The organism is Nocardia sp. NPDC006044 (assembly GCF_042871115.1).
GTDB lineage: Bacteria > Actinomycetota > Actinomycetes > Mycobacteriales > Mycobacteriaceae > Nocardia.
Genome location: NZ_JBIAID010000001.1, coordinates 2503110 through 2530050 on the forward strand (window position 1 = coordinate 2503110; position 26941 = coordinate 2530050).

The window sequence follows — 26941 nt, forward strand, 5'->3', positions numbered from 1 at the left end:
GCGGCACACAATATTCGCCGCAACGGCCTCGATGACGTCGCCTCAGTCGCGACGGACCATTCCGGCAACCGGGATGAGCAGCAGGATGGTCCCCGCGGCGAGTAGCGAGAAGGCCAGGCGGAAGTCGCCGGTGCCGTCGCGCAGGACGCCGACGAGGATCGGCGCCGCCGCCGCTGCCGCGTATCCGAGAAAGAACGCCATCGCGCTGTACTGGCCGGCTTCGGTGACCGTGCGGCTCATCGACACCGGGACTGTCAGTACCAAGGTGAACAGGCCGCCGTGGCCGATGCCGAGAGCGATGATCCAGAGCCAGGTGGCCGTGCCAGGGCCGAGCGCCAGTCCGGCGAATCCGAGGGCGGTCAGCATGACGGTGAGGACGAGGCCCAACCGCTGGTCGCGGCGTTCGCCGAGCAGGGCGGGCACCGCGAGCATGGCGAGGACCTGGATCGAGATCAGCGCGGTGAGCAGCAGGCCCGCGGTGGAATCCGGATAGCCGCTGTCGTGTAGAAGCGGTGCGAGCCAAGCCAATTCGCAATAGTAGAGCGCGGAGTTTCCGGCAGCCAGCAGTGTGATCAGCCACGCGGTCCCGCTGCGCCACGGCAGGCCGGTGGTCGCGGGACCCTGGGGCCCGGACACGGTATCCAGGGCCAGCGCCGAGCGCGCGACCGTCCACAGGATGGCTCCGGCGAAGGCGAGTACGCTCCACGACGCCAGCGCGCCGGGCCAGGAATTCAGCGCGTCCGCGAGCGGCGCGCTGACGCCCGCGGCGACCGCGCCGCCCAATCCCAGACCGGCGGTATAGATTCCGGTGACCAGACCCGCACGGTCGGCGAAGCGGGACTTCACCACGGCGGGGAGCAGTGTCTGCGCGATCGCGATGCCCGCGCCGACCACGGCCGCGCAGCTGAGTTGGAGGCCAGCGGTATCGCCGAAACCGCGTGCGGCGGTGGCGATCCCGACTACTCCCAGGCCGGTCAGCACGCCGTGTTGCAAGCCCCAGCGCCGTCCGGCCGCGGCGGCCAGCGGTGCGCACAGGCCCATCGCGAGCGTGGGAACGGTGGTGAGCAGGGCGATCCCGGTCGCGGACAGGCCGAGATCGATACGGATCCGGTCGGCGAGCGGGGATACCGCCGCGATGGCGGGACGTAGATTGGCCGCCGCGACGAACAACGCCAGCGCTGCGAGGGGCAGTGCCGCACGGTCTTTCGCGGGGTGAGCGGGATCCCGAAGGGTAGTCATGACGAACCTTAATCTCGGACAACTAATGTCCAAGTTATAGCATGATCTCGGATATCTTCTATCCGAGATATGCTGTCGGTATGAAGATGTCCACGGGGGTCGAATGGGCCATGCACTGCTGCGTTTCGCTCGGGCAGGCCACCGAGCCCGTCCCGGCCGCGCGGTTGGCGGAATTGCACGGTGTGCCGACGGCCTATCTGGCCAAACATCTTCAGGCGCTCTCGCGTGCGGGCATCGTGCGCTCGGTGCCGGGCCCCGCCGGGGGCTATGTGCTCACTCGACCGGCGGCGAGCATCACCATGGCGCAGGTGGTGGAGGCGGTCGACGGTGCCGAATCGGCCTTCCGCTGCACCGAGATTCGGCGGAACGGGCCGCTCGGCCTACCGGCGAAGAGTTGCCGCACGCGCTGCGCGGTGCATCGGGCCATGGACGCCGCCGACGCCGCGTGGCGGACGGCGCTCGCGAGCTTCACGATCGCGGATCTTGCCGCGAGCATCGACGCCGACAGTTCCGGGACCGCGCTGAGCGAGGTCCGCGAGTGGTTGACCAGCGGCACTCGTTAGCCGTTGCCGAGGCCGAGACGAAGTGCCGCCGTATTGATGAGGAGTTCGGAGGTTCTGGCCGCGCTGCCACGTTCAAGTGACCCGTGCGGCTATCAGGGTTTCGAAGGTGTAGGGCCGTAGGCCATCGGTGCGGCCGGCGAAGTACCTGTGCTGGAGGTCTGCACGGGTGGGATGGTCGACGACCTTCAGACCGCACCGGCTGATCAACCGCTCGATCTCCGACACCGGCCAGCCAGGCTGAAGAGGCTCGCCGACAGCGGCCGCGATCGGCGTGTAGATACGGGCGAATTCCGTCGCCGCGTCATCGAGGGCAGAGTCTTCGGCCCGGTAGGAGAACACCACCTCAGACCCGGGAGCGGCCGCCGCGATCGTGTGCAGCGTCGCCTCGATTGCCGGTGCCGTCAGATAGGGGGCGACGCCCGTCCAGCAGAACATCGTTGGCTGGGCCCAGTCGAACCCGGCCGCGGCCAGTGCATCCCGAACCGATCCGGCCTCGAAGTCGGTCGGCACGAACACCTGCGAGTCACCGAGCGGCAGACCGAGCTCCCGCACCCGCTCGGACTTCCAGGCCTGGGAGGCAGGGTGATCGACCTCGAACAGCGTCAGTGAGCCGAGCAGATCCGGCCGTCGCCACGCGAACGAGTCGAGCCCCGCGCCGAGGATCACGTACTGCGTGAAGGTGCCGGCAATCAACCGATCCTCGACATACCGGCTGCGGGTGCAGACCGCCGCGCGCGATTGGCGACGGACCGGGTCGGGGAACAGCGGATCGAACCGATCGCGCAGCTGCTGCCAGACCGGGCCGACAAGCACCAAGGCCAGCGGATCATCCAGCACCCACGGCGACGCCGTCTCCAGGCGGAACAACCCACGTGACACGGCCGCGAACATCGCCGTTCTGCTCGGCGCACCTTCCATTTGATCCTCCGCCCCGGCCAGAACCCACCACGCTCGCTCACCGCGCGCACTTCACAGGATGCGCCTCGAGCGCCCTGACGGCCATAGCCAGATCACCTGCCCGCCACGACATGTCCCATCTCGACACTCCGAAACAGCCATCCACGCCAGCATCACAGCCGCTTGCACACCGCCTCGTCCAAGACGCCACTGCCACGTCCGAGCCGCCACTGCCACGCCCGGGACGCCACCGCCACTTCCGAGACGTCACCGCCACGCCCGGGACGCCGCCAACACCCCCGAGCCACTCCGACTCGAAAGCGAGACGCCCCTCCTCGGAAAACGCGGGCGTTTCAGAAGCATTGGTGGCCGGCCAGTTCGACACTGAAGAATGGCCACCATCGGCCTCGGTTATCGTTCTGCGTCGCGGACCAATAACGCGATCTGTACTCGATTTTCGACACCCAGCTTGGTGAACAGATTGCTGGTGTGTGCCTTGACGGTGGCGACGGTGATCCGCAATCGGGCCGCGATCTCGGGGTTGCCCAGTCCGTCCGCGATGGCTCGCGCGGTATCGATTTCGCGTTCGGACAAGGCGGCCAGGCGTTTTCGCGCGGCGTCGCGGGGGGCGCTGCGGGCGGCGGCGGAATCCGGCCCGGTGGCCGCCGCGATCACCCGCGCGGTGACCGTGGGGGACAGCACGGGGTGGCCGGTCGCGACGGTGCGTACCGCGTCGGCGATCCGGGCGGGCGGGGTGTCCTTGAGCACGAAGCCTAGGGCTCCGGCGCGTAGAGCAGCGAGTACCAGGTCGTCGGAGTCGAAGGTGGTCAGCATGAGAACCGCCGGCGCGGCGGGTAGGGAGCGGAGGTACCGGGTGGTGTCGACGCCGTCGCGGCCGGGCATCCGCACATCCATCAGCACGACGTCTGGGCGCTCCTCGTCCACAACCTGGATCGCGGTGTCCCCGTCGGCGGCCTCCGCGACGACGGTCAGATCCGGCTCGCCATCGATGACGAGTCGCAGCGCCATCCGCACGAGCTGGTCGTCGTCGACGATGACGACGCGCACCATGTCCTGTGCAGTCATGTTGTTTTCTCGCGATCGTGGTCCAGCCAGGGGAGTCGCGCGGCGAGAAGGTAGCCGTTGTCGGCCGTGCGGTGGTGGTCGAGTGTCCCGCCGACGAGCGTAATTCGTTCGGCGAGGCCGAGGAGCCCGAAGCCGGAGGCCGGTGGCCGGGCGACGGCGGCGGCCGCCGAATTGCGGACGCTGACGCGCAGTTCGCTGCCGGGCGTCCCGTCCACGGTGATGTGGACCGCCGCGGCCGGGGCATGTTTCGCGGCGTTGGTGAGCCCTTCCTGAACTACCCGGAAACCGGTCCGTCCCAGGGTCTCTGGTGGAGTAGCGGTCACCGTGGTCGCGAGTGTGACGTCCAGTCCCGCCGACCGCGCCTCGGACACCAGATCCGAGATCCGGTCCAGGGTGGGTTGCGGCGGTTCGGGGCGGTCGGGATCGGCGCGCAGGACGCCGAGGACATCGCGGAGTTCTTCCAGCGCTTGGCGGGAGCCGTCGGCGATCCCGCGGATCAGCGTGCGCTGGTCCGCGTCCGAGAGGTCCGCGCGGTGGTCCAGGACGCCGGCTTGCATGGCGACCAGCGAGATCCGGTGCGCGAGCACGTCGTGCATTTCGCGGGCGATCCGGTTGCGTTCGGTGGCCTGTGCCTGCGCTGCCCGGGCAGCTTGCTCGCGTTCTGTGCTCTCGGCGCGGTCCCGCAGCGATCGCAGTTCGGCGCGACGGGCGTCGATGGCTACGCCGGTTGCCACCGCGATCCCCGCGCTCGATACCAGCAGCGCGAGCTGTAGCCAGGTAGGGGCGGGTGGCGCGGTGATCGGGTAGAGGTTTTCGCTGAACTGCGCCGCGGTCACGTAGGCCACGACCACCACTGCGATCTCGACCGGACGGCGGCGAGTGGACAGCGAACACAGCGCCAGCAGTGCGGCGCCGGTGGCGAGCGCCGAAGCGGCCGCAGCGATCACGACCACCAGGGCGACGAGGAACGGAAACCGCCGCCGCCACAGCAGCACCGCCAGGCAGCCCAGTGCGATCAGCGGATCACCGGTGACGAACCAAGAACACGTATCGGCCGTGCAGCCTTCCGGCAGCGCCGTGGCGAGGGAGAACCAGAACGCCACGCCGAGCACAGCGGCCGCCGCCAGCCGCCAGCTCTCTTGCCATACCCGGAGTCGTACGGCGCTGTCGGTGTCCACCCGGTCATTATCGCGACACCGGCCGGACTCGAGCAGCAGCCCAGCGGCTGAGGTGGGCTCGACCCCGGTCTAATCGCCGCTTCGACTTTCGTCGAACACGATTGCCGCCGCCGGAGCGATGTGCGGGCGGGATGGGCTCGACAGACTCGTTCAGGTATCAGCCGGAGCACGAGGCCGCTGCGGACGGCTTGCTCGTGGCCGGCGCCATTTCGTCGGAGAGCAGGAGCGCATGAACGCAAAACGGAGCCTGAGCCTGCTGGCCGTGCTCGGTCTCGCCGGAGCATTGGTCGGGACGCTGGTCCTGGCCGCAGAACCGGACGAAAGCTCGCCGGCGCGGGTGTCGTGGGGCACGTGTCCGGAGGGGGTCGAAGATCCCGCGGCCGGGCCGTCCCAGCTGCAATGCGCCACTGTGCCAGTGCCTTTGGATTACCGCGAGCCCGAGGGCGCGCGGATCGAGATCATGATCTCCCGGCTCGCGAGTAAGAATCCGGACAAGCGGCGTGGGGTGTTGCTGCTCAACCCCGGTGGTCCGGGTGGTCCGGGACTGGACCAGCCCAAATTCCTGGCTGCGCACGGGCTGCCTGCCGATGTGCTGGACAGCTATGACGTGATCGGTATAGATACCCGCGGGGTCGGGCATTCGGCACCGGTGAGTTGCGGGTTCACCGATGATCAAACGTATTTCGGCAATATCTCGCCGTATGCGGTGAACGACGCGGCAGTCACCGAGCGGGCCACGGTCGCCCAGGGGGTCGCCGAGCAATGCGCGGCCAACGACCACGAGGGTCGATTGCGGTACATCTCGACCGCGAATATGGCCCGTGACCTGGACCGAATCCGAGCGGCGCTGGGTGAGGACAAAGCCAGCTTCCTCGGTTACTCCTACGGCACCGCGCTTGGCGCCGCCTACGCCTCGATATTCCCGGAGCGGGCCGATCGCGTCGTGCTCGACAGCAATATCGGCGACACCTACCTCGACCACGACGGAATGCGCCTGTACGGCCTCGGAATGGAAGAGACGTTCCCCGATTTCGCTGAATGGGCTGCCGCCCGCCACGACACCTACGGTCTGGGTCGTACAGCGGAAGAGGTACGGCGGACGTACCTCACCCTCGCCGAGCGACTCGACGCGAATCCGGTGGACGGGATGGACGGCGGTCTGTTCCGGTTCGGCACCTTCTTCACGCTCTATCGCCCGGCGTTGTACACGTCGGCGGCCGAGACCTGGAAATCGCTGCTCGAAACCGGGCATCCCGGGCCTGCGGGCGGGCGGCCGCCGGGCACCGGCGCGCCTTCGCCGAACGATAATGCCTGGTCGGTCTTTCTGGCCGTTACCTGCAACGATGTCGAATGGCCCGAGGACATTCAGACCTACCACCGTGCCGTCGCCGAGGACCGGGAACGGTACCCGCTCTTCGGCGCGGCCGCCGCGAACGTCATGCCCTGCGCCTTCTGGAAGCTCGGGCCGTCCGAGCCGCCGGTGCGGATCGACGACACCGGCCCGGCCGATGTGCTGATCGTGCAGAACCGGCGCGACCCGGTCACCCCGCTGCGCGGCGGGGAGCTGCTCGACGAAAAGTTCGGTCAGCGGTCTCGGTTGGTCACTGTCGACGGGAGTGGGCACGGGGCCTATGTTCTCGGCGCCAATCCTTGTGCGTCCCAAGTGGTTACCGGCTACCTGGCGGAGGGCGCCATGCCCGAACACGACGTGATCTGTCGGGCGGGCTGACTCGGGGTGCCGGGGACTCGTGACCCCGATCACGTGCGCCGTCGCGCGCCGGGGCAGCTTCGACGCCCAGGGGTTCAGACCTGCGCGTATCCGCCGTCGGCGAAGAATTCGGCGCCGTTGACGTAACTCGATGCGTCCGAGGCGAGGAATGTCGTCACGGCGGCGATCTCCTCGGGTTCGGCAAGGCGGCCGAGAGGGACGGCGCCTTCGGCCTGTTCGAGCATCTCGGGCGGGACCAGTTCGAGTAGGCCGGGGGTGCGGGTGCCGCCGGGGGAGACGACGTTGACCCGGAAGCCGTGCGCGCGTGCGCTGAGTGCCCAGCCGCGGGCGAGGTTGCGGACCGCGGCCTTCGACGCTGCGTAGACCTCGAGTCCCTGGTTGGGCCGTGTCGCGGCGGTCGAACCGGTCAGGATCACCGAAGCGTTCGGGCCGAGGAATGGCAGCGCCTGTTGCAGGGTGAAGATGGTTCCTTTGACGTTGGTGGCGAACACCGAGTCGATCAGATCCTCGGTCACCTCGCCGAACGGCGCCGCGGCGCCGACGCCGGCGTTCGCTACGAGCACGTCGATGAGGCCGGCTTGGTCGTGCACGGTGGTGTAGAGCGCGTCGAGTTCTGCGGGGACCGAGGCGTCGCAGACCACGCCGGTGACGTCGGGTCCGAGCTCGGCGACCGCGGCGTCGAGCGCGTCCTTGCGGCGACCGGTGATGAATACTGTGGCGCCCTCGCCGCGGAACGCGCGTGCGGTCGCGAACCCGATGCCGGTGCTGGCGCCGGTGACCACGGCGACCTTGTCTGCCAAGACGGCCATGCCGCCTCCCTCCATGTTATTGACTATCCGGTCCATAACCTTTCCTGTTCTGGACCGGATAGTCAATATCTCTTCGGTATCGAGAGAATTCGGCGTGCCCGGCGTGGCCGAGCTGCGGGTACGGCTCGTCGTTTCGGCCTCGGCGTACGGATCAGCCGGTGGCTACTGCGTTGGTACGGGCAGCAATCGGGCCAGGGCGGACTGGGCCATCGTGGTCAGCGCGTCGACGTCCATGCCGGTGCGGCCGAGCGCGATGACGCCGAGCTGGGCAGCGAGGACTGCGCGGGCAATCTCGGCGGGGTCGGCATCGGGGTCGAGGTCGCCTTCGCGCTGCGCGCGCTCCAGCGCGGAAGTGAGGATGGTGGCGATTGCGTCGTAGGTGCGGCGGGCCTCGGCGGCCACGTCGGGAGTGCAGGTGGCGAGTTCGGCGTTGCTGTTGGCCAGCAGGCACCCTCGACGGGCGGTGGCTCCGGTCGGGTCGCCGGTAGGGCCGAGCATGAACTCGTGGACCACGTCGATCCCGCGCGCGGCGGACGCCAGACGCTCGTGCAGCATCAGTAGGTTCGCGTCGTCGTAGGCGCGCAGCACCCGCAGGAACAGACTGCGTTTGTCCCCGAAAGCCCCGTAAAGGCTGCCTTTGCCCAGTCCGCTCACGCGCAGCAGGTCGTCCATCGACGTCGCCGCGTAGCCCTTGTCCCAGAACTCGTCGCGGATCGCGAGGACCACGCGATCTTCATCGAACTCACGAGGCCGGGGCATCCTCTCACGATACTGGTTCTGGACCGTATGGGCCATAATGGCCGCAGCGACTGAGGTCGGAGTTCCTGTACGGTTTGATGGCGGCCGACAGCCGTATCCGAAGGTGTCGACGCCGTCATCGCGATGCTGGAAAACTGCCAGAACTACGAGCATCGCCGAATATCCAGGCGGGGCCACTCGGGTTCGAGAGGTCTAGAGTCCAGCCAGGCACTGAGCGAACATACCCGGGTGATGCGAGGGATCTTCTTCGTTGTCCCAGGTCTTGTTCACGCACTTGGATTGCCGCGCTGCGATTTTGTCTTGTTGCTTTTCTTCGAATCCACTGTCCTCGCCGAAGATCTTTTCCTTGGTGCAGCGCGTGAACGCATCTTTGCGCTCCGCAATTTCGTCTTTCGCAATAGTTTCGATTACCTTGAGGCACTCGTGTTCAATTGGCATGAGCATCTCGACGAGCTCCTGTTGCTCCTTGGTGGCAGGTGCGGCTGTGGCAGGTCCAGCTGCCAGCACAGCGGCCAGGGCGGCGGCTGCCGTGAGGAGCGCGGCAGAAGGCACGCGTACCGAATGCGTCAGTCCTGGCATGTGATTCGCTCCGTTCCTGGGGCTGTCTTCCTGGGTTCGAAACCGTGTGAGCCGACCGAGATGCCAACCACTCGACCAGTCAGTGGATCCGGATCGCTGTCTGTAGCTATTCGAAACTGCGACGATTCCGGATGGGTGTCCTTCGAAGTGGTGTGGCGCAGTTCGCCTCCTGAAACTAACTGTCGGCCAACCGATGGATGGTCCAGCAGGGAAGTATGGTGCCGGAGTAGGCGGTCGGCTCACGGGGTGGCGGCGGTGCGGAGGATCGCCCATCGCGAAGCTCCCGCCGCGCAGGCGGGCCTGTTCGATCGGGTGCCGGGCGGGGTTCATCCGGCCGCCGCGGGCCGGGCCTGTGCGATCACCAGGGCGCGTTGCCGTTCGGCGTCGCGGGGGTAGGTGCGATAGAGAATGGTGCAGAAGGCGGCGTTGATGAGCATGAGAATGCCTGGGATCCAGAGCATTACGCCGCGTAGGCCGATCACGTCGGTGAGCAGTCCGGCGGCGAGGTTGAACACCGCGTAGGCGAGTGCCTCGAACACCGACAGCAGGAGCGCGAAGGCGGCGCCGCGCATTTCGGGTGGGACGACGGCCGCCACGATGGGCCGGTTCACCCCGGGATTGAGGCCCTGCATGAAGCCGAGCACCGCCCAGAAGCCGGCGAAGACCTCGATGCCGCCCCAGTCGTGCTGGGTGCCCACCACGGCGACGACCCCGAAGCCGAATTGAGCGAACTGCAGGACGATGACGCGTCCGATCCTGGGGAGCCTGCTCTGCAAGAAGTCGGTGGCCAGGCTGCCGCCGAAAGTGCCGAGCAGATAGCCGATGCCGAACGGCAGGGTGACGATGGACGCGACGGCGGTGGTGAAACCGTATGTGTGGACGAGGAATACGATGCCGAAGCTCATGATCAGCAGGTGACCGGAGATGAGTCGCTGGATCAGCATCAGCACGAAGGTGGGGATCCGGAGCATCTGCCGCACCTTGGTCCAGGTGATCCGGCTGTCCTCGGCCTCTGTTGGCGGCGCGGCGATTTCGCTGGCGCCGACGGCGGGATCGGTGAAGAACACGGCCAGCAGCACGGCGGTGAGCACGGTAACCGCGCCCCAGGCGAAGAAGCCGTAGCGCCAGCCGTCCGGTACGCGGGACAGCTGCCCGATCAGCGGCCCGAGTACCGAGCCGAGCAGCGAGATCGCGCCCCAGGTGTAGCCGTTGGCGCGGCCGCGGGCGGCGTCGTCGAACAGGTCGGCGGTGATTTCGCTGGCGATCGGCAGTGCCGCGGCGATGAACGCGGCCGAGACCCCGTACAAGACGATGAGCTGAATGTAGTTCTGCGCGAGACCGGTTGCGGCGGTGGCGATTCCGGCGAGACCGGAGGCCACGGCGAAGGCGGTCTTGCGATTGGTCCGGCGCGCCACCCACGCCCACAGCGGTCCGAAGACGATGCTGATGAACTTTCCGATGGAGGTCAGGTAGCCGACCGCGCCCGCCGGCGCCGCGACCGCCGCAACGATGACCGGGGCCAGGGTGCTGAGCACGCTGGACTCGTTGTTGTCGGCCCAGAGCGGAGCGACGACGAGGGCGAGTTTGCGCCACCGGCCGGGCACGATCCCGGGGGTGCCGGTGGTCGCCTGGGTCGCCGGTATGACGGTGTCTGTCAACGGAATACCTCACAGTGCGTGGTGGAGACGGTTCAGTTTTCGGCCAGGGCCCGATCGAGTTGGTGCAGGGTTCGGCGGGTCAGTGCCGGGGTGAAATCGGCGAGGTCGAGGAGGGTGACCGAGCCGGTCTGCTCGGCGATCGCCGGACCGCGCGCATCAGTGGCCCGGCGCCGAAGCCGCCACCGGGTCACTTGCCGGGAAGTTGGTTTCGGGTGTCCAGGAGAAGGTTTCGCGCAGCGAATTCAGGTACACCGAGCGCGGCGTCAGCCACACGAGGGCGTTGCGGAACGCGACCTTCAGCGGATTGCGCCATTGCGCAACCCTTCCGGCCGAGGCCGAAGCCTGCGCCAGTCGCTGGGTCCGGCCACGCCGCGCCAGGTCGTAGCCGGCTATCACGGATTCCACGGTGGACTCGGTGGTGGCGAGCGCGTTCAGCGTCGCGGCGTCCTCCAGTGCCTGCGCCGCGCCCTGCCCGAGGTCGGGGGTGATCGCGTGCGCGGCGTCACCGAGCAGGATGACCCGGCCGGCGGCATAGCTGGGCAGCGGTGTTTCCAGGGAGTAGATGTCGTGTCGCAGTAGTGATTTCAGGGGAGTGGCGGCGATCAGGCGGGGGATTGGGTCGTGCCAGCCGCGGAAGAGTCGCGCGACCGTCTCGATGTTCGCGTGGGCGTGGGAGTTCGGCTGGGCCGACAGCGTGGCGTACCAGTAGACCCGTCCATCGGTGAGCGGCATGACGCCGAATCTCCGGCCCCGCCCCCAGCTCTCGACCAACGAGCGGCCTACTTCGACGCCGGCGGCGGCCTCGGCGGGGACCACGCCGCGCCAGGCGAGGTACCCGGCGTAGGCCGGTCCCGGATGGTCCGGAAACAGCTGGGCCCGTATCGGACTGGCGAGGCCGTCCGCGACGACGACGAGTTCTGCGGCGAGCGTTGCGGTTTCGCCGGTGGGGCGCCGGAACGTCACCGCACCGGCGTCGGGATCCACCTCGGTGACCTGGTGGCCGGTGCACAGGTTGGTGCGCCGCAGCGCCCCGATCAGCATGGCGTGCGCGTCGGCCCGGTGCAGCATGTATCCGGGCACACCGAACCGGCGGACGACCTCGGTGACATCGCCGCGCAACAGCCACGTTCCCGACGCGGTCCGGATTCCTGTGGCGCCCTGCGCGGCCGCCATCGCCCGGAGCTCCTCGGCCAGTCCCAGCCAGTTCAGCGCCCGCACCGCGTTGGGGGCCAGCATCAACCCGGCGCCGACCGGGCGGAACTGCTGCGCTCGTTCCAGCACCGTCACCCGCCAGCCCGCGCGCTCGAGGCCGAGGGCCGCGCTCAACCCTCCGATGCCGCCGCCGACCACGATCGCGGTGTTCATGCCTGCCTGCTCCCGGCTGCGTACGGCGAGCCACTCGTGTTGCCGGACAACAATGTTGAGGCCTCGGACTGCTGTGCGGCCAGTCGCCGGGCGCGGTAGGCGAGGACGATCATGACCGCGGGGAACAGCAGATCGCACACCAGGACTCCACCGGTGTTGCCGGGAGCGTGATCGCCGTGCGCGAACCACTGATAGACGTGGCCGATCAGCGCGCCCCACAAGAACATTCCGGCACCCAGCCCGATCGTGATCCGCTCACGTGCCGAGGCCGAGACGGCGCGGAAACCCATGACCGCCAGTCCGAGGTTGGCGAACGCGATCTCGAACTGGAACTGACTCGGGTCGAACCCGATCGCGGTCGCCATCACCTCCGGAACCGTCAGGAACGAGATCGTCATCCATAAACTGCCCAACCCGAGCGCGACCACGGCCCACCAACGCTGCCAGGTCTCCAGTGCGGCTGCGCGAGAAGGACTGTTCCGGGTCGCGACGAGTGCGCCGACGACCGCGATCAGTGGCCAGATCAGGGGGGATGAGGTCTGGGCGAGGTAAGTCATGCTGTTCATGCCTCAAGTCTTGCATGGTTAATATTAACTACGCAAGACTCAGGCTTCGGCTGAACCTTGCATGGCCGTTCCGCTTGAAAGATGTTCTCCACCATCGATATCCGGTCCGTGCCGCCGGTCGGCAACGGCTGCCGTCCGCCGCCTGTCCGTCGACGAAATGAGCTTACTACTAGTAAGGCCAATATGGTGATCGAAGTGCCCATGCGGGATCGCCGTGCCGGCCGGCTGGGAGGCGCGCTCGTGCCGGGACGGAGTCAACCGCGAATCCGGCTGTCGCGCAATGGTCTAACCGCCGGAGGCCGCAGTGCGCGAGGCAGCCGCCCGCGCGCGAGCCAGGATGGTCACGACCGGGCGTTGGAGCAGTTCGGTGAGCCGCCGGCGGTCCTGTGCGGCCAGGGCGTCGACTATCAGGCGGAACTGGACTGTCGACTCCTGTGGTGCGGCCAGTATGTCGTAGTTGTGTGCGCGATAGGAGGCCGTGCGCGCCCAGAGTCGTTCGATTTCGGCAATGAGGAGCGTGCGGTGACACAGGCGGTAGATGGACAGGTAGAGGTCGGCCATCGCACCCCGGGCGAGGTCGGGCCGCCCGGCCAGCGCCTCGGCCTCGATCCGGTCGACGTGCGCGGACAGCTCGGCCAGTACATCCGCGGTCGGCCACTCGAGCGTGCGGAGCGCCTCGGACTCCAGTAGGTCACGCATCGTGTAGAGCTGCTCCACCTCGTCGTTGCTGAACTTCGCGACGAAGTAGCCCTGGTTCAGCTCGTGCGTGAGCAGCCCCTCGTTGCTCAGTATCTCGAGGGCTTCGCGGACCGGCGGGCGGCTGACGCCACACCGGTCTGCCCAGATCTGTTGCCGGAGCTGTTCTCCTGGGGAGAGCTCGCCGTTGAGGATGGCGCTGCGGATAGCGTCCAAGACTTTCGCCGTGGTGCGGCTCGCCGGGCGCGCCGATGTGGCCACTCGGCGGTCGGTTCCCGCCGGCTCGACGTCGCTGTTGACAGCGTCTTTGCTCACCTTCATGATTGAAAACATAATTGAAAACATGATTGAAGACAATCCTGAAAGGTGGCGCTGGCCGGGACCGCTGAAGGTATACGCCGCGAAAAAGTAAGTCTTGCTTGGTTAATATTAACTATGCAAGACTTCGGGTATGAACGACAAGGCGTACCTCACCCAGGCCCCAAAACCGTTGATCTGGACGTTGATTGCGCGCGTCGACGCACTCGGCTCGCGGTCATGACCGTTCTCGCCTACCCAGGGCGACGACTGTCCACCGCCGAACGCCTCACCCACGCCGCCCCGCCTCGCGCGCTATAGGCCCGATCGGTCGTCCTCGCCGCAAGCCGGCTGCCGTGACCGTCGGCGCTCGGAACCACCATGGAGTTGCAGCAAGAAAGAGATGGCATCAGATGAGTGAAGACATCGCGGGGGATGGCCGGGGGCGCGGGGCGTGGGCGGTGGTCGCCGGTGCGACGGGTGGCGTCGGGCGGGAGACGGCGTTGCGCCTCGCCGAAGACGGGTATTCGATCGTGGTGTGCGGCCGCGATGGTGCCGGTGCGGAAGAGACTCGCAAATTGATCGAGTGGACCGGCGGGCGGGCCGTGGATCTCGTGGTCGACCTGGGTGATATCGCGGCGGTGCGACGGCTGATCACGGAAACGGCCGGGGTGGTGGCGGGTGCTCCGGTGGAGGTGTTGGTCAACAATGCGGGCGAGGCGGATTACGGGTCGACCGGGGACCTCTTCGACCTGGTGTTCAACCGGAATGTCAAGGCGCCGTTGGTCTTGACGGGTGCGTTCGCGCCACTCATGGTCGAGCGTGGCAGGGGTGCGATCGTCAATGTGGGCGGGTTCGGTGCCCTGGCGGGGGATGGTGGTCAGGTGCAGGCCGCGAAGGCGGCGTTGATCATGCTGACCAAGGTGTGGGCGGCGGAGTACGGGCCGGACGGTGTGCGGGTCAATTTCGTGGATCTCGGCCACGCGTCCACTGCGGTTCGAGCGCGGCGAGCGGAACTGGATCCGGGATGCCCGCACAGCGTGCCGCCCGGCGGTGGCGGGCCGGTCGGGATCGCGGAGGCCATCCGGTTCCTCGTCTCCCCGCGCGCCGCCGGTATTCAGGCCGCCCTGCTGGCCATGACCGGAGTCGCAGGTATGGCGGAACGCCTTGGCTGCCTGTCGGCGCCGGCGTAAGGCCAGGAATGACGGGATGGGCGCATCACCGGATCGGTGCGCGCCGGGCAAGCCTCGCGGCGATTGACGTCGCCTGCGATATTCTGATTGACTTGCAGTCAAATTAATTAGCTTTTGGTCAACTTGAACGGAGCCGGCACGGACCGTGTCGGCATCGCAGAGGCCATGAACGGCCTCGATGTGCGAATGTGAGGGACCAGTTGTCAGCATTGCGGAACTCGGGTATTCGTCGGACGAGGCAAACGGAACTGCGGTTGTCGTTGCTGGGTCCGGTAGAGGCGTGGCTGGACGACCAGCCCCTGGAAATCGCCGCGCCGCAGATGCTGGCCGTGCTGGCGATACTCGCGACCGAACACGGGCGCACACTGACGACGACGCAGCTGGCCGAGCGAATCTGGTCCGACGAACAGCCGATGTCGGCGATCAGTGTGCTGCGCAACCACATATCCGCTCTGCGCAGAGAATTCGATGCGTACGGCGGACCGGGCGCCGGGTTCGAGTGGCTCGGTTCGACCCGGGGCGGGTATCGGCTGTGCCTGCCGGTGAAGTTCGATGTCGTGGAGGTCGAGGCACTCATCGCCGACGCCGAAGCCGACCGCCGATCGGGGGCGGCGGCCCAGGCGGAGATAAAGCTGGGAACCGCAAAGAGCCTGTGGCGGGGCGACCCCTTGGTCGGTTTGCCCGGACCATGGGCCAGCCAGGAACGCAACCGCCTGGTCAGGTTGCGTTCGGATCTAGGGGAAGCGGCGATCTTGGTCGCGCTGGATCTCGGCCGGCATTCGGCAGCCATCATGGAATCGCAAACGCTCGTCGCGGCCGAACCGCACAGCGAGCGTTGGCACGAACTGCTCATGGTCGCGTTCCACCGCGGGGGGCGGCGGGTCGAAGCGCTCGACGCGTATCGCAATGCGCACCGGGTGCTCGCCGACGATACCAGCGACGCCAGCTGAGCGGGCGTCGCGTGGGCGGGCGGCGCCTACCGGAAGTTTCGACGGCAGTAGCGCGCACCATGGCGGCAGTACGTAGGCGGACCGGTCCCCGGCTGGGTCGTCCTTGGGTGTTCGATCCGGCGAAACCGTCTGGCGGGCAATGCGATCGGGTCCATTGCCTGCCCTGCTCCAGCCGACCGCAGGCGGCCTGGGTCGGCTCGTTTGACGGCGACCGAGTAGTCTGTTTGACTGCTGGTCAAATCAGCGTATTCCTAGTTAACCCATTGGGGAACCAGCTTGCTTCGGAGACGAATTCGGCGTGCCGGTACAGCCATTCGCGGTTTGCCCCGCAGTAGGTCCTGCGATCCGACCACCCGGGGGGCTGAAGCGAGAAGGAGTACGGCGAATGAGTGAAGCCTCCGTGCGGGATGGTCGTGGGCCGGGCGGGTGGGCGGTGGTTGCCGGTGCGTCGGGTGGGTTGGGGCGTGCGGTCGCGTTGCGGCTGGCCGAGGACGGCTATTCGGTGGTGGTGTGCGGTGCTGATGGCGCCGGTGTGGAGGAGACCCGCAGCTTGATCGAGTGGTCCGGTGGACGGGCCGTGGGCTTGGCGGCCGATCTCGGTGACCCGGTGGTTGTGCGTGGGGTGATCGGCGAGGTGGGCGGATCGCTCGGACATGCTCCGGTGGGAGTGCTGGTCAACAATGCCGGGGAGGTCGATTACGGGTCGGCCGAGGATGTGTTCGATGTGGTGTTCAACCTGAACGTGCGGGTGCCCTTGTTGCTGACCGGTGCGTTCGCGCCGCTGATGGCGGCGCGTGGGGCGGGGGCGATCGTGAATGTCGGTGCGCGGGTGGGGACTTCGGACGATGGTCAGGTGCAGGCGGCGCAGGCGGCATTGGTGCGGCTTACCCGGGTGTGGTCGGTCGAGTACGGGCCGCGGGGTGTGCGGGTCAATTTCGTGGACCCCGGTGACCTGCTCCGTCCGCGGCCGGGAGGCCAGGAGGAGCGGCATTCGGGAGGTGCCGACGACCCGGGTGAGGTAGCGGAGGTGATCCGGTTCCTGGTCTCGCCGCGGGCGGCCTATGTCCAGGGCGCGGTACTGACCATGCATGGAGCGGAAGCCGCGCTGATCGCCGGTCGGCGTCCGTGGACGCCCGCCTAGGGGCACGGGGTTATCGGTGGCCGGGCTCGAGCAGGCTGGCGATCATCGCCGTGGCGTGCCAGCGCTCGAAATCCGCGTGGCTCCAGCCGCGTTCGGCTACCAGGCGGTGGTAGTTCGTGTACTGGAGTAGTAACCAGAGCACGTCGGTCGCGGCGTCAGGCGAGATTCCGTGGCGCAGCGATCCTTTCGCCGCGACCGCGGCCACGACGCTACCGGCCGTCTCCAGCAGTTGCTGCTGCGTCGATTTCAACAGTTCCGCCAGTTCGGGATCGGTGCCGGCGGCCTGCTCGAGCACTACCTGCAACGGCCCCACGCGCTGCATGGTCGCGGCCGTGTGGGCGGCGAACTGTTCGAGCAGGCGCCGAGGGTCGTCGATCGTGAGAATCTCCGCCATCGTCGAACCGGCCTCGGTGCCGTCACCGTCGTTGCCTTGGTATTGCCGGGCGAGCGCGAACAGTTGGGCCTTGTTGCCCGCGGCGAACACGGTGGGGCGGGAGACCCCGGCGTAGGTGGCGATCTGATCGATGGTGGCGCCGGCGTATCCGCGTTCGGTGAACACCTGCATCGCGGCCCGCACCACGATGTCCCGAGTGCGGCGCGCAGCCTCCTCGCGCACCGGGGAGGAGTAGGTGCGCTGCGAGCGATTGACGTCTGCCATAGGGTCTGATTTACTCTCAGTCATGTCATTTTATTCACGATCAGCTCAAAGAGGTGGCTGACGTGGATGCGCCAGGATCGCAGGGATCAATGAACTGTGCAGGTTCGGCCTCCGGCGGATGTCCGGGAGTGGCGGCCCAGGGCGCGCAGCGGGTCGGGCGTCCGCGCGCAACACTCTCGACAGGGTGTAGCTGATGTCGGCCTCATCCGATGTCTTCTCCTGTCGCCCCGCGGCGGGTATCCGCCGACATGTTTTCTACGGCAAGAAGCGTATCAGTCGGCCGTGCGCACTTGTCGGATGCTGGTGACAATGCCGTTCGGAAGATAAAGAAGCGCAATGAATCAGCCCATCAAATAAATCCCGACGGACTCCGCCAGGCGGCAACCGGTTTCGATGAGGTCGCCGAACAGCTCGGGAAAATCCACGAGACGCTCGTCCAGTCGACCGAAGCCCAGGGCGAAGCCTGGGGAAACGACAAGTTCGGCAAAAAATTCGCCGACGGACCCAAGGGATACAAAGTCGGCCGGGACAATTATTTCAAGTCGCTGATTCAGCTCGCCGAAGTTGCCGGGCAAAATGCGAAGAATATGCGAGACGGTGCGAAGGTTTTCGAGGAGAACGAAAAGTCCCAGTCGCAGTGATTTCGATCGACGAGCCGGAGGCTGCTGGTGGTGAATGAACGGCTGCGGGCCGATGCCGCGATGATGCTGGAAGCGATGACGGAACAGATGCAGGGCGTGGCGCGGGCCCGGCTCATGGCGACGGTCACTGGTTGTTGGGGTCTTGATAGCCGGCTTTGTAGTTCGGGCTGTTCTTTTCTATGCCACCGGAACTGCTGAAGAACATGACCCCGGAGGGTTTGCAGAAGCTCACCTCCGACCTGTTGCAGGGGCTGAGCCCGGACCAGCTGAAGAAGCTCGGCTCGGACATCCTCGGCGGCCTGACGCCGGAAGGGCTGAAGAACCTCGGCCCGGACGTGCTGAAGAATGTCGACCCGGAGATCCTGCGGAACCTGAGCCCGGAAACAATGCGCGCACTGGGCCAGACCATGGCCCAGACACCGGGCGGCGCCGATCTGATCAAGCTGCTGACTGACGGAATCAACGGGTTCACCAAGACGATCGGCGACGTCGTCAAGAGCGGCACCGAAATGCTGGCCGGTCTGGCGAATACCGGGGCACTCGGCATTCCCGGCCTCGGCGAATTGCAGCACACGGCATTGCCGGTCGACAGCCCGTTCGCGAAGGATCTCGCGGCCGCTGTGCGCAGCGCCGGCGCGGGCATTCCAGGCGGTGGCGGTGGCGGTGCGCCGCACTCGCAGCTCGCGGCCCAGACCGCACCGTTCGAAGCATCGAAGTTGTTCCCGCGGGCGGCGATGCAGACCGAAGTCGCGGCCCAGTCCCAGCATCAGATGGTCCGGCCGGGTTCGCAGTCCGGCATGCCGATGGGGCCCGGTCCGGGGCCCGGCGGCGCGCAGGGCGCGGGCGGAGAATACAAGCGGCCCAAGTATCTCGACTCGGAGACGCACCTGGATGAGGGTCTCGGGCCGGACATCAAGCGGGTGCGACCGGTGATCGAGCCGTGACGCTGCAGTGGAAGTTCACCTCGCTCGAATTTCTCGTGCTGTGCGAGCACTATCGCGCCGGCTCGTTGCCGCGGCCGCTGCTGTTCCAGAGCGACGAGGAGGTGATGGTCAACGACTTGGAGCGACGAAAGCGCCTGGTATGGGAGGAGTTGCAGCCCAGGCTGGACAGCTCGTTCGCGGGCATGGTCCATGTGCTGCGCGCCCCCGAACTGTATGTGCTGCTGCAGAGTTGGGACGAGCGGGAAAGATCCAACCGGGACAAGGTGCTCCGTGTGCATGTCGCGCGGGCGGGTGCGCTGGCGTTCGTCTTCGAACAGGTACCCGGCGAACTCACCTTCGATTCGCCGATGGTCGTCGTGACCGAATGCGATCCGCGGGCACTGGCCGTCGCAGTGGTACAGGCGATGCCGGACGTGGAAGCCGGTCGGCTGCCGGATATTCCGATCGTGACCGACCCGGCCGAGCACATCGCGCCGACCTGGGGTACCAACTCGGTGTGGGACGACGTCGAGTCCCGGCCGGTGTATCGGACCCAGCGGTTCTTCGAGCAGCGTGCCGATCTGACCGGAGTGATCACGGTCGCGCAGGGCCGATCGAAGTTCGGCCCGCGCGGAATGCACGAGACGACGTTGCTGTGGCGGGACGTGGTCGACGACGGGCGATACGTGATGTCGCTGGACGATTCGCCCGTCGCCGTCGCGACCAGCAGGCAGCAGTTGGTCTATCGGATCCACCGGGATATCGAGCACCTGCTGCAGCGCATCGAATCGCACTGGGAGGACGGGCGTCCCGAGGATCGGTACTGAGTTCGGATCGGAGAATCAGGAGATCGGCATGGCGGCAGAACGTCGTATTCAAGTGGACACCGCGCGTTTGCGGCAAGCGGCGGGGCAGATGGACGAGGTCGGCACGGAGACAAAGGAAATCATCGCGAACTTGCGGAATATCATTCAGGCGCAGGGATTTCCGTGGGGCCGCGATGACTACGGCGACAAGTTCGTGAAAGGCGGAAAGGGCTACGGCACTTCCGAGACGAACCTGCTCGCCGGCGGTGACAACATGGTGGATTCAGCGGGCAAGTTCGCCAAGGGGATGCGCGACGCCGCGGACACGATGGACAAGATGGACGACCGCGCACGATAGCCCCGAATAGCCTTCGGCCCGGCCCGCTTTCAATCCACCCGTCCCTGGATGCTAGCGGGTCGGCTCGAGGAGTTCGGCCAGCGTAACGGTGTCGCGCAGGTACCGCGCGTACGGGAAGCCGGCGGCGAGCAGAGCATCGCGCAGTTCGTCCTGGAGCGGCTTACCGCTGGTGTGGAAGGCGGCGCGGCCGGCGTCGGTGGTGCTGACCAGTCGTCGGCGTCCGTGCTCGGGGTCGGGATCGACCCGGATGAGTCCGGCTGCTTGCAGCGGGCGCAAGGCCCGGCTGATCGCCGGGTCGGACACCGAAAGCGCCTGTGCCAGTTGGTGCTGGGTCATCGGCCCGCTCTCGTCCGCCACGCCGAGCAGCCGCATCTGGCTGTAACTCAACCTGCCCGAGCCGTCCACCCGCCGCTGGGTCGCCTCCCCGAGCAAAAGCACTACGCGATGCAACAAGTCGCCCAGCCCATCATCCATGGTGTGAGCGTACCAGAATCTTGTCTAGTTAATATTAACCGCACAACGCTCGGAGGGGTAGGTGGCAAAACCGCCGCGTCAGCGCACTCGGCATGGTTCGGCAGCTAGAGTGTTGCAATGTTAATATTAACTATGCAAGACTTGAGGATGGCCCGTTGTCCCGACGCTCTCGCTCATTGCGGCGCAGAGGCACCGGTCGGGCGAGATGTCTTGCCCCGATTACTGATTCGGGTGGTCGGAAGCGCAGCTGATCAGTACTTGGGTGGTGTGGGTGATGTGGTCGCGCAGGAGTTGCTGTGCGTGGCTCGCGTCGCGGGCGAGTACGGCGTCGAGCAGGGCTCGGTGTTCTGCGGCGACGTCGCGGCCGGGTTCATTACCCAGGGATACCGACCACTGCCGATACAGCTCGGCCTCCTGGCGCAACGATCGCGCCGTGTCGAGCAGTCGCTGGTTGGCGCAACCTGCCAGCAGGGCGTGGTGAAAGGCGGCGTGGGCTTGCGACCATTCGTCGGTCAGGCGATCCGGGTCCGCCGGGTCCAGGTATGGCGCGCGTTCCAGAAGGTGGTGGGCCGCAACGGCATCGCCCTCCCAGCGCATGTCGCCGTCCAGCACGGACAGCCGCAGGACCAGGGATTCGATCTCCGCCCGCGCCTGCGTCAGCTCGGCCAGGTCGCGATGGGACAGCGGCCGGACGTGGAAGCCCTGATGCGGCTTCGCCACCACCAGGCCCTCGGCGACCAGCCGGGTCAGCACCTCGCGGGTGGCTCCGACGCTCACCTGGTAGCGATCGGCCAGGTCCGGGAACTTCAGCCGTTCGCCCGGCACCAGCCGGCCGCCGAGGATGTCGGCCCGCAACGCCTGGTGGATGCCGTCGGTGCGGGTCGTCCCGCCGCTCTTCGCCATGTGAACACTCTAGCAGTTTACGAATGTCTATTGCACTTTCGAAAGTTTGCGAATACTTTCGAAAGTGTTGCGGATCGTCCGTACGAGAGCTGGAAACCCTTGCTGAGCAGCGCTGTTCGAGGATTTTCCTGGCACTCATACACCCGTTCACCATGTGCTAAGGAGTCCACGCCATGCGTTTCGCCGTCATCTCGAATCGGCTGTCGCTGATCACCGCGTCCGATGCCGTCGTCGACCTCGCCCGCGCCAGCGGCGGAAGGTTCGGCCCGGGCATCCAGGACGCCTACGAGCGCTGGGACGAGCTGCTCGAGTTCTGCACGACCGTCACCGAGGTAGGTACACCGCTGTCCGACGTCCCCACAACGGAATTCGGCAACCCGGCCCCGGCTCCTCGGCAGCTGTTCGCCGTCGGCCTCAACTACGCCGAGCATGCCGCGGAGTCGTCGCTGCCGGCGCCCGAGGAGCCGGCCGTGTTCACCAAATTCGTGACCGCGCTGGCCGATCCGTACGGAACGATCGCACTGGTGCCGGGCAAGGTGGACTGGGAGGTGGAGCTGGTCGTGGTGCTCGGCCGCCGGGCGCACCGCGTGGCCGCCGCGGACGCGTGGCGCTATGTCGCGGGAGTTACCGTGGGACAAGATATTTCGGAGCGGGTCCGGCAGCGGGTCGGCCCGGCGCCCCAGTTCAGCATGGGCAAGTCCTTTCCGGGCTTCGGTCCGATGGGACCGGTACTGGTCACCCCGGACGAGTTCGACGACCCGGATGATCTGGAACTGGGCTGCCTGATCAACGGCGAGCAGATGCAGAAGGGCCGGACCTCCGACATGGTCTTCCCGGTGCCCGAGCTGATCGCCCGGCTGTCGGCGATCACGCCGCTGCTGCCCGGCGACGTCATCTTCACCGGCACCCCCGCCGGGGTCGGGTTCGGCCGCACCCCGCAGCGGTATCTCGCCCCCGGCGACGAACTGGTCAGTTACGTGCGCGGCGTCGGCGAGATGCGGCACCTGCTGGTCGCCGGTCACTGAGCGTCCCGAATTACCTGGAGACACAATGGCATTGCACCGACTGTCGTCGGTCACCATCGGCGTACCCGAGCCGGCCGTGACCCGCGACTACTACACCGAATTCGGGCTCACGCCCCGACCGGACGGCTGGCTGGCCACTCGCGACGGCGGCGACCAACTCCGGCTCATTCGCGCACCCTCCCGGCGGCTGGCCGAAATCGTCATCGGCGCCGACGATTTCGACGATCTCGACGCGGTGGCCGCCCGCCTGCGCAAGCTCGGCTTGCCGGTGGAGCGCACCGCCGACGCGGTCGCCGGCACGGAACCGGTCGCCGGTTTCCGTGCCGTGGTGCGGATCTCGAACCGCGTCACGCAACCCGCCACACCGGCGACCCCCTACAACGGGCCCGGCCGCATCGAACGCAGCGGTACCCGCGCACCCGGTGTGCTGCGCGAGGATCCGATCCGCCCGCGCAAGCTCGGCCACGCGGTCCTCGGCTCGGTGGACTACGCGGCCACACGCCGCTTCTTCGTCGACGGCCTCGGATTCAAGCTCTCCGACGAAATCGAGGGTGAGGGCGCGTTCCTGCGCTGTTCCACCGACCACCACAACGTGCTGGTGCTCAACGCGCCGGTCAACTTCCTGCACCACACCTCGTGGCAGCTCGACGACATCGACGATGTCGGACGCGGCGCCACCGCCATGCTCGAGGGCAACCCGCAGCGGCACGTCTGGGGCCTCGGACGCCACCACGCGGGCTCGAATTTCTTCTGGTATCTCAAGGATCCCGCGGGCAACTTCTCCGAGTACTACTCCGACATGGACTCGATCGTCGACGACCAACTCTGGACCCCGGAGGTCTTCACCGGCGCCCAGGGCCTGTTCAGCTGGGGCCCGCCGCCACCTCCGTCGTTCCTGCACCCCGAAGACCTCGCCGCGCTGATGACCGGCGCACACCACGCCGGATAGCGCCCCGCACCCCGACCGGAACGCCCAGACCCGGGAGTTCCGCGCCCGACCCAAAAGGAGAGATCATGACTGACCTGTACGTGCCTCAGATCCCGGACAACCTGAATATCCGGTTCGTAGAGAACCACATCGTCGTCGAACGCCCCGCGCAGGTCGTCTACGACTGGGCGACGACCTGGTCGAATCTGCCGAAGTGGCTGCCGTTCGCGTCGGGAACCGAGGTGCGGCGCGGCATCGAGGACGTCCCGGCCGAACTCGGAGATGTGCTGATGGAGTACATCTTTCCGGAATTGAACGAGAAGCCGAAGGAATACACCGTGGTGGCGCGGGTTCCCGGCAAGCTGTGGACGGTGGTCGGCCGCGACGTACTCGACGACGACGTCCCGGTCTCGGCGATGCACGCCATCGCCACCTTCACCACCTTCGATCTCGGCGACGGAACCACTCTGTTCTGCCGGCTGTTCCAACGGCTGATCCCCGACACCGAACCGCCCGGCCCGCACCCGGTCGAAGACCCGGCACAGGTCCAGCCCGGACTGGAACTGTTGAAGGCGCACATCGAGGGCACTGCCGGATAACTCGGCGCACCTACGACGAAAACCCTTGGCGGGGGTGCGTTCCCGGAACGCGCCCCCGGCCGCTCGAATGAATCACGAGGTAACCCCGATGAACAGCGACACCACCCTTGCCAAGCCCTACCTCACCGGTCACTACCAGCCGGTGCCGGACGAGCTGACCGCGCACAGCCTGCCGGTGCGCGGGACCATCCCCGCCGAACTGAACGGCCGCTACTTCCGCAACGGCCACAACCCGAAACCCGGTGACACACCGAAACATTGGTTCAAAGGCGCGGGCATGATCCACGGCCTGCGGCTGCGTGACGGTCAGGCCGAGTGGTATCGCAACCGCTGGGTGAAGACGCCCGCCCTCGACGGCGCGCCCTATATCCGCGCGGACGGCAGCATCGACTTGACCGCCAGCGTGGCGGGCACCCACATCATCGAGCACGCCGGCCGCATCCTGGCACTGCAGGAGTCGAACCTGCCGTTCGAGGTGACTCCGGAGCTGGATACGGTCGGCGCCTACGACTTCGGCGGCAAGCTGAAAACCGCGATGACCGCGCACCCGAAGGTGGACCCGGTCACCGGTGAGCTGCATTTCTTCGCCTACTCCCCGGTCGCGCCGCACCTGATCTACTACATCGCCTCCGCCGATGGCGACATCCGCCACCAGCAGGTCGTCGAGGGGGCGGGCCCGTCGCTGATGCACGACTTCGCGATCACCGAGCACTACGCGGTGTGGCTGGACCTGTCGGTGACCTTCAACCTCGCCGAAACCTCCGGCATCCCTTACCGGTGGGATGACGCCTACCAGCCGCGCATGGGTATTCTGCCCCGCACCAGCCCGGGTCCGGTGCAGTGGTTCGACGTGGAACCCGGTGCGATGCTGCATGTTTCGAACGCCTACGAGGACGCGGCGGGGCGGGTCATCGTGGAAGGGCCCAGGCTGGACCGCTCGGCCTGGGAGACCTCGTGGAAGTGGTGGGTCGGCGCGCCCGGATACCCGACCGACCCGGTCGCCGGGGCTCTGCAATACCGCTGGGTCCTCGAACCCGGGCAGAGCGCCGCACGCGAGGAAATGATGGACTCGCTGGTCACCGAATTCCCGACCATCAATCACGACTACCTCGGGCGCCGCAACCGCTACAGCTACGCGGTGGCCTACCCCGGCTCCGGATACGACGGCGTCGGAATCGTCAAGTACGACAACGACACCGGCGCGCGCCTGCTGGCCCCGACCGGTGCGGGCCGGATCCCCGGCGAAGCCGTTTTCGTCCCGGCCGCCGACGCCACGGGCGAAGACGACGGTTACCTGCTGGTGCTCGTCGGCGACCGCGCCGGCCAGGCCTCGGAATTGCTCGTCCTCGACGCCGGCGACGTCACCGCGCCGCCGCTCGCGGCCGTCGAACTGCCCCGGCACGTGCCCGGCGGTATCCACGGATCCTGGATCGCGGACTGAATCCGATGAACTCCCGACCCCAGCCCGTCCCCGTCACCCGCGCCGCCACTTCGCCGGCCCGGGCCTGGATCGGGCTCACCGTCCTGGCCACCGCGCAGTTCCTGGTCGTGCTGACCACCTCGATCGTCAATGTTGCCCTGCCCGACATCGGGCGCGGGCTCGAACTGTCACCCGTCGGGCTCTCCTGGGTGGTCAACGGCTATGTGCTCGCCTTCGGGGCCCTGCTGCTCCTGGGCGGCCGACTCGGCGACGTACTCGGGCGACGGCGGGTATTCCTCACCGGCACAGCGATTTTCGCGGCCACGTCGATCGCGGCGGGGCTCGCCCCCACCGCCGCGGTCCTGCTCGTCGCCAGAGTCGGGCAGGGCGTGGGCGCGGCACTGCTCGCGCCGACCGCGCTCGCCTTGGTGCTGACCCTGTTTCCCGCGGGCGCGGGCCGCGCGCGGGCCATCGGGGTGTGGGGCGCGGTATCGGGCATCGGCGGCGTCGCCGGTGTGCTGTCAGGCGGCCTGTTGACCGGCGTATTCGGTTGGCGCGCGGTGTTTTTCGTCGGCGCACCGGTAGCCGTCGCGGTGCTGGCCGCCACGATAGCGCTGGTGCCCGCCGACCTGCCGGCGGGCGGCCGAATCGACCTGTGGGGCGCGGTCTCGGTGACGGGTGGCCTCGCCGCACTCACCTACGCGCTCTCGGTCGGCGGACAATACGGCTGGACCGCGCCCCGCGTCATCGCCCCGCTGATCGCGGCGGTCTTGCTGCTCGTCGTCTTCGCCGGATCACAGCGGCGGCTGGCGCAGCCACTCGTCGCGCCCGCGATCCTGCGCATCGGCGGGGTGCTGGCCGCGAACATCGTCATGACCCTGCTCGGCGCGGTGTGGCTGGGACTGTTCTTCTTCCTCCCGCTCTACCAGCAGAAGGTGCTCGGCTACACACCGATCGAAGCCGGCCTCACCCAGCTGCCGCTGGCGATCATGATCACGGCCGCCTCCACGATCACGCCGAAACTGGCTCGGCAGCTCAACATTCGTGCCCTGCTGGTTACTGCCCTGGCTCTGCTCGCGGCCGGGCTGGCCTGGCTTGCGCGCACTTCCGTGGACAGTCGATTCCTGACCGGCATCGCCGCCCCGTCGTTACTCGTCGGCGCCGGACTCGGCGTCGCGTTCGTCCTGCTCACCGCGCGCGCCACGGCCGGCGTCCCCGCCGCGGACACCGGGCTGGCCGGCGGACTGATCAACACCACCCGACAGATCGGCGGCGCGCTCGGACTCGCCGGCCTACTCGCCATCGCCACTACAGCCGGCGACTCCGGCGTTCAACCCCCGCCATCCCAGCTCGCCCACGCCTACGGCGCCGTGTTCACCGCCACCGCCGTCATCGCCGCGGCCGCGGCGCTACTGACCGCCGTCCTCCGCGACCGATCCGCGGCGTAAACAGCTGGGCGGTGCCGCTGTTTGCCGGGTCGATCCTGGGGCATCTTCCTGCC

The 26941-nt window shown here is 67.4% G+C and carries 29 protein-coding genes; 14 read left to right on the plus strand and 15 right to left on the minus strand.

Going from position 1 to position 26941, the window contains the following annotated elements; all coding sequences use genetic code 11:
* Window positions 1-42: 42 nt before the first annotated feature.
* A complete protein-coding gene (locus ACFYO1_RS11795; protein ID WP_387229649.1) occupies window positions 43-1239 on the minus strand; it encodes a CynX/NimT family MFS transporter in 1197 nt (398 codons plus the stop codon).
* A gap of 80 nt (window positions 1240-1319) precedes the next feature.
* Here ACFYO1_RS11795 and ACFYO1_RS11800 point away from each other — a divergent pair, with 80 nt between their 5' ends.
* Complete coding sequence (locus ACFYO1_RS11800; RefSeq protein WP_387229650.1) at window positions 1320-1802, plus strand: RrF2 family transcriptional regulator; 483 nt, start codon at window positions 1320-1322, stop codon at window positions 1800-1802.
* 72 nt (window positions 1803-1874) lie between these two features.
* Here ACFYO1_RS11800 and ACFYO1_RS11805 read toward each other — a convergent pair whose 3' ends face one another.
* The 3 genes from ACFYO1_RS11805 to ACFYO1_RS11815 form a co-directional block, all read right to left on the minus strand.
* Window positions 1875-2720: a class I SAM-dependent methyltransferase gene (locus ACFYO1_RS11805; RefSeq protein ID WP_387229652.1), complete on the minus strand. Its 846-nt coding sequence runs from the start codon at window positions 2718-2720 to the stop codon at window positions 1875-1877.
* A gap of 390 nt (window positions 2721-3110) precedes the next feature.
* Window positions 3111-3785, minus strand: coding sequence for a response regulator (locus ACFYO1_RS11810; RefSeq protein WP_387229654.1), 675 nt, complete (start codon window positions 3783-3785; stop codon window positions 3111-3113).
* A complete protein-coding gene (locus tag ACFYO1_RS11815) occupies window positions 3782-4963 on the minus strand; it encodes a sensor histidine kinase (protein ID WP_387229656.1) in 1182 nt (393 codons plus the stop codon). The genes ACFYO1_RS11810 and ACFYO1_RS11815 overlap by 4 nt, the downstream gene beginning before the upstream one ends.
* A 229-nt stretch (window positions 4964-5192) precedes the next feature.
* On the opposite strand from ACFYO1_RS11815, the gene ACFYO1_RS11820 reads away from it, so the two are divergent.
* On the plus strand, window positions 5193-6692 hold the full coding sequence (locus tag ACFYO1_RS11820) for an alpha/beta hydrolase (RefSeq protein WP_387229658.1): 1500 nt from the start codon (window positions 5193-5195) through the stop codon (window positions 6690-6692).
* A gap of 74 nt (window positions 6693-6766) precedes the next feature.
* Here the strand turns inward: ACFYO1_RS11820 and ACFYO1_RS11825 are convergent, their stop codons facing one another.
* From ACFYO1_RS11825 to ACFYO1_RS11860, 8 genes are all read right to left on the minus strand, one after another.
* A complete protein-coding gene (locus tag ACFYO1_RS11825; RefSeq protein ID WP_387229660.1) occupies window positions 6767-7501 on the minus strand; it encodes an SDR family NAD(P)-dependent oxidoreductase in 735 nt (244 codons plus the stop codon).
* A 162-nt stretch (window positions 7502-7663) separates the two neighbouring features.
* The gene (locus tag ACFYO1_RS11830) at window positions 7664-8260 is read right to left on the minus strand and encodes a TetR/AcrR family transcriptional regulator (RefSeq protein WP_387229662.1); all 597 of its coding nucleotides are present in this window, start codon (window positions 8258-8260) and stop codon (window positions 7664-7666) included.
* 192 nt (window positions 8261-8452) lie between these two features.
* Window positions 8453-8839, minus strand: a complete 387-nt coding sequence (locus ACFYO1_RS11835) for a hypothetical protein (RefSeq protein ID WP_387229664.1) — start codon at window positions 8837-8839, stop codon at window positions 8453-8455.
* A gap of 326 nt (window positions 8840-9165) precedes the next feature.
* Complete coding sequence (locus tag ACFYO1_RS11840; RefSeq protein WP_387229665.1) at window positions 9166-10497, minus strand: MFS transporter; 1332 nt, start codon at window positions 10495-10497, stop codon at window positions 9166-9168.
* A 32-nt stretch (window positions 10498-10529) separates the two neighbouring features.
* Window positions 10530-10688, minus strand: a complete 159-nt coding sequence (locus ACFYO1_RS11845; RefSeq protein WP_387229667.1) for a hypothetical protein — start codon at window positions 10686-10688, stop codon at window positions 10530-10532.
* Window positions 10654-11862, minus strand: coding sequence for an FAD-dependent monooxygenase (locus tag ACFYO1_RS11850; protein ID WP_387229668.1), 1209 nt, complete (start codon window positions 11860-11862; stop codon window positions 10654-10656). The genes ACFYO1_RS11845 and ACFYO1_RS11850 overlap by 35 nt, the downstream gene beginning before the upstream one ends.
* A complete protein-coding gene (locus ACFYO1_RS11855; protein WP_387229670.1) occupies window positions 11859-12428 on the minus strand; it encodes a DUF6790 family protein in 570 nt (189 codons plus the stop codon). Before ACFYO1_RS11855 ends, ACFYO1_RS11850 begins: the two co-directional genes overlap by 4 nt.
* Before the next feature lie 285 nt (window positions 12429-12713).
* Complete coding sequence (locus tag ACFYO1_RS11860; protein ID WP_387229672.1) at window positions 12714-13445, minus strand: GntR family transcriptional regulator; 732 nt, start codon at window positions 13443-13445, stop codon at window positions 12714-12716.
* A 389-nt stretch (window positions 13446-13834) separates the two neighbouring features.
* Here ACFYO1_RS11860 and ACFYO1_RS11865 point away from each other — a divergent pair, with 389 nt between their 5' ends.
* From ACFYO1_RS11865 to ACFYO1_RS11875, 3 genes are all read left to right on the plus strand, one after another.
* Complete coding sequence (locus tag ACFYO1_RS11865; protein ID WP_387229674.1) at window positions 13835-14614, plus strand: SDR family NAD(P)-dependent oxidoreductase; 780 nt, start codon at window positions 13835-13837, stop codon at window positions 14612-14614.
* A 254-nt stretch (window positions 14615-14868) separates the two neighbouring features.
* Complete coding sequence (locus tag ACFYO1_RS11870; RefSeq protein WP_387229676.1) at window positions 14869-15564, plus strand: BTAD domain-containing putative transcriptional regulator; 696 nt, start codon at window positions 14869-14871, stop codon at window positions 15562-15564.
* Between the two features lie 385 nt (window positions 15565-15949).
* Window positions 15950-16705 carry an SDR family NAD(P)-dependent oxidoreductase gene (locus ACFYO1_RS11875; RefSeq protein WP_387229678.1) on the plus strand — a complete coding sequence of 252 codons (756 nt, stop codon included), beginning with the start codon at window positions 15950-15952 and terminating at the stop codon, window positions 16703-16705.
* A 10-nt stretch (window positions 16706-16715) separates the two neighbouring features.
* Here the strand turns inward: ACFYO1_RS11875 and ACFYO1_RS11880 are convergent, their stop codons facing one another.
* Window positions 16716-17363: a TetR/AcrR family transcriptional regulator gene (locus ACFYO1_RS11880; RefSeq protein WP_387229680.1), complete on the minus strand. Its 648-nt coding sequence runs from the start codon at window positions 17361-17363 to the stop codon at window positions 16716-16718.
* 209 nt (window positions 17364-17572) lie between these two features.
* Here ACFYO1_RS11880 and ACFYO1_RS11885 point away from each other — a divergent pair, with 209 nt between their 5' ends.
* The 4 genes from ACFYO1_RS11885 (at window position 17573) to ACFYO1_RS11900 (ending at window position 20091) form a co-directional block, all read left to right on the plus strand.
* Window positions 17573-18004 (plus strand): hypothetical protein, encoded by a 432-nt coding sequence (locus ACFYO1_RS11885; RefSeq protein WP_387229682.1) that lies wholly within the window; start codon window positions 17573-17575, stop codon window positions 18002-18004.
* Window positions 18005-18183: 179 nt separating this feature from the next.
* Complete coding sequence (locus ACFYO1_RS11890) at window positions 18184-18948, plus strand: hypothetical protein (protein ID WP_387229684.1); 765 nt, start codon at window positions 18184-18186, stop codon at window positions 18946-18948.
* Window positions 18945-19754, plus strand: coding sequence for an ESX secretion-associated protein EspG (locus tag ACFYO1_RS11895; protein ID WP_387229686.1), 810 nt, complete (start codon window positions 18945-18947; stop codon window positions 19752-19754). The genes ACFYO1_RS11890 and ACFYO1_RS11895 overlap by 4 nt, the downstream gene beginning before the upstream one ends.
* A gap of 28 nt (window positions 19755-19782) precedes the next feature.
* Complete coding sequence (locus ACFYO1_RS11900) at window positions 19783-20091, plus strand: hypothetical protein (RefSeq protein ID WP_387229688.1); 309 nt, start codon at window positions 19783-19785, stop codon at window positions 20089-20091.
* Window positions 20092-20142: 51 nt separating this feature from the next.
* Here ACFYO1_RS11900 and ACFYO1_RS11905 read toward each other — a convergent pair whose 3' ends face one another.
* Window positions 20143-20565 carry a MarR family winged helix-turn-helix transcriptional regulator gene (locus tag ACFYO1_RS11905; RefSeq protein WP_387229689.1) on the minus strand — a complete coding sequence of 141 codons (423 nt, stop codon included), beginning with the start codon at window positions 20563-20565 and terminating at the stop codon, window positions 20143-20145.
* A gap of 219 nt (window positions 20566-20784) precedes the next feature.
* Entirely contained in the window at window positions 20785-21468 is a 684-nt protein-coding gene (locus ACFYO1_RS11910; protein WP_387229691.1) for a GntR family transcriptional regulator, read from the minus strand.
* Window positions 21469-21641: 173 nt separating this feature from the next.
* On the opposite strand from ACFYO1_RS11910, the gene ACFYO1_RS11915 reads away from it, so the two are divergent.
* The 5 genes from ACFYO1_RS11915 to ACFYO1_RS11935 all read left to right on the plus strand — a co-directional run bounded on the left by ACFYO1_RS11915 (window position 21642) and on the right by ACFYO1_RS11935 (window position 26888).
* Entirely contained in the window at window positions 21642-22493 is an 852-nt protein-coding gene (locus ACFYO1_RS11915) for a fumarylacetoacetate hydrolase family protein (protein ID WP_387229693.1), read from the plus strand.
* A gap of 25 nt (window positions 22494-22518) precedes the next feature.
* Window positions 22519-23442: a VOC family protein gene (locus ACFYO1_RS11920; RefSeq protein ID WP_387229695.1), complete on the plus strand. Its 924-nt coding sequence runs from the start codon at window positions 22519-22521 to the stop codon at window positions 23440-23442.
* A 65-nt stretch (window positions 23443-23507) separates the two neighbouring features.
* Window positions 23508-24020 (plus strand): SRPBCC family protein, encoded by a 513-nt coding sequence (locus ACFYO1_RS11925; RefSeq protein WP_387229697.1) that lies wholly within the window; start codon window positions 23508-23510, stop codon window positions 24018-24020.
* 88 nt (window positions 24021-24108) lie between these two features.
* Window positions 24109-25461 (plus strand): carotenoid oxygenase family protein, encoded by a 1353-nt coding sequence (locus tag ACFYO1_RS11930; RefSeq protein ID WP_387229699.1) that lies wholly within the window; start codon window positions 24109-24111, stop codon window positions 25459-25461.
* A gap of 5 nt (window positions 25462-25466) precedes the next feature.
* Complete coding sequence (locus tag ACFYO1_RS11935) at window positions 25467-26888, plus strand: MFS transporter (protein ID WP_387229701.1); 1422 nt, start codon at window positions 25467-25469, stop codon at window positions 26886-26888.
* Window positions 26889-26941: the final 53 nt, after the last annotated feature.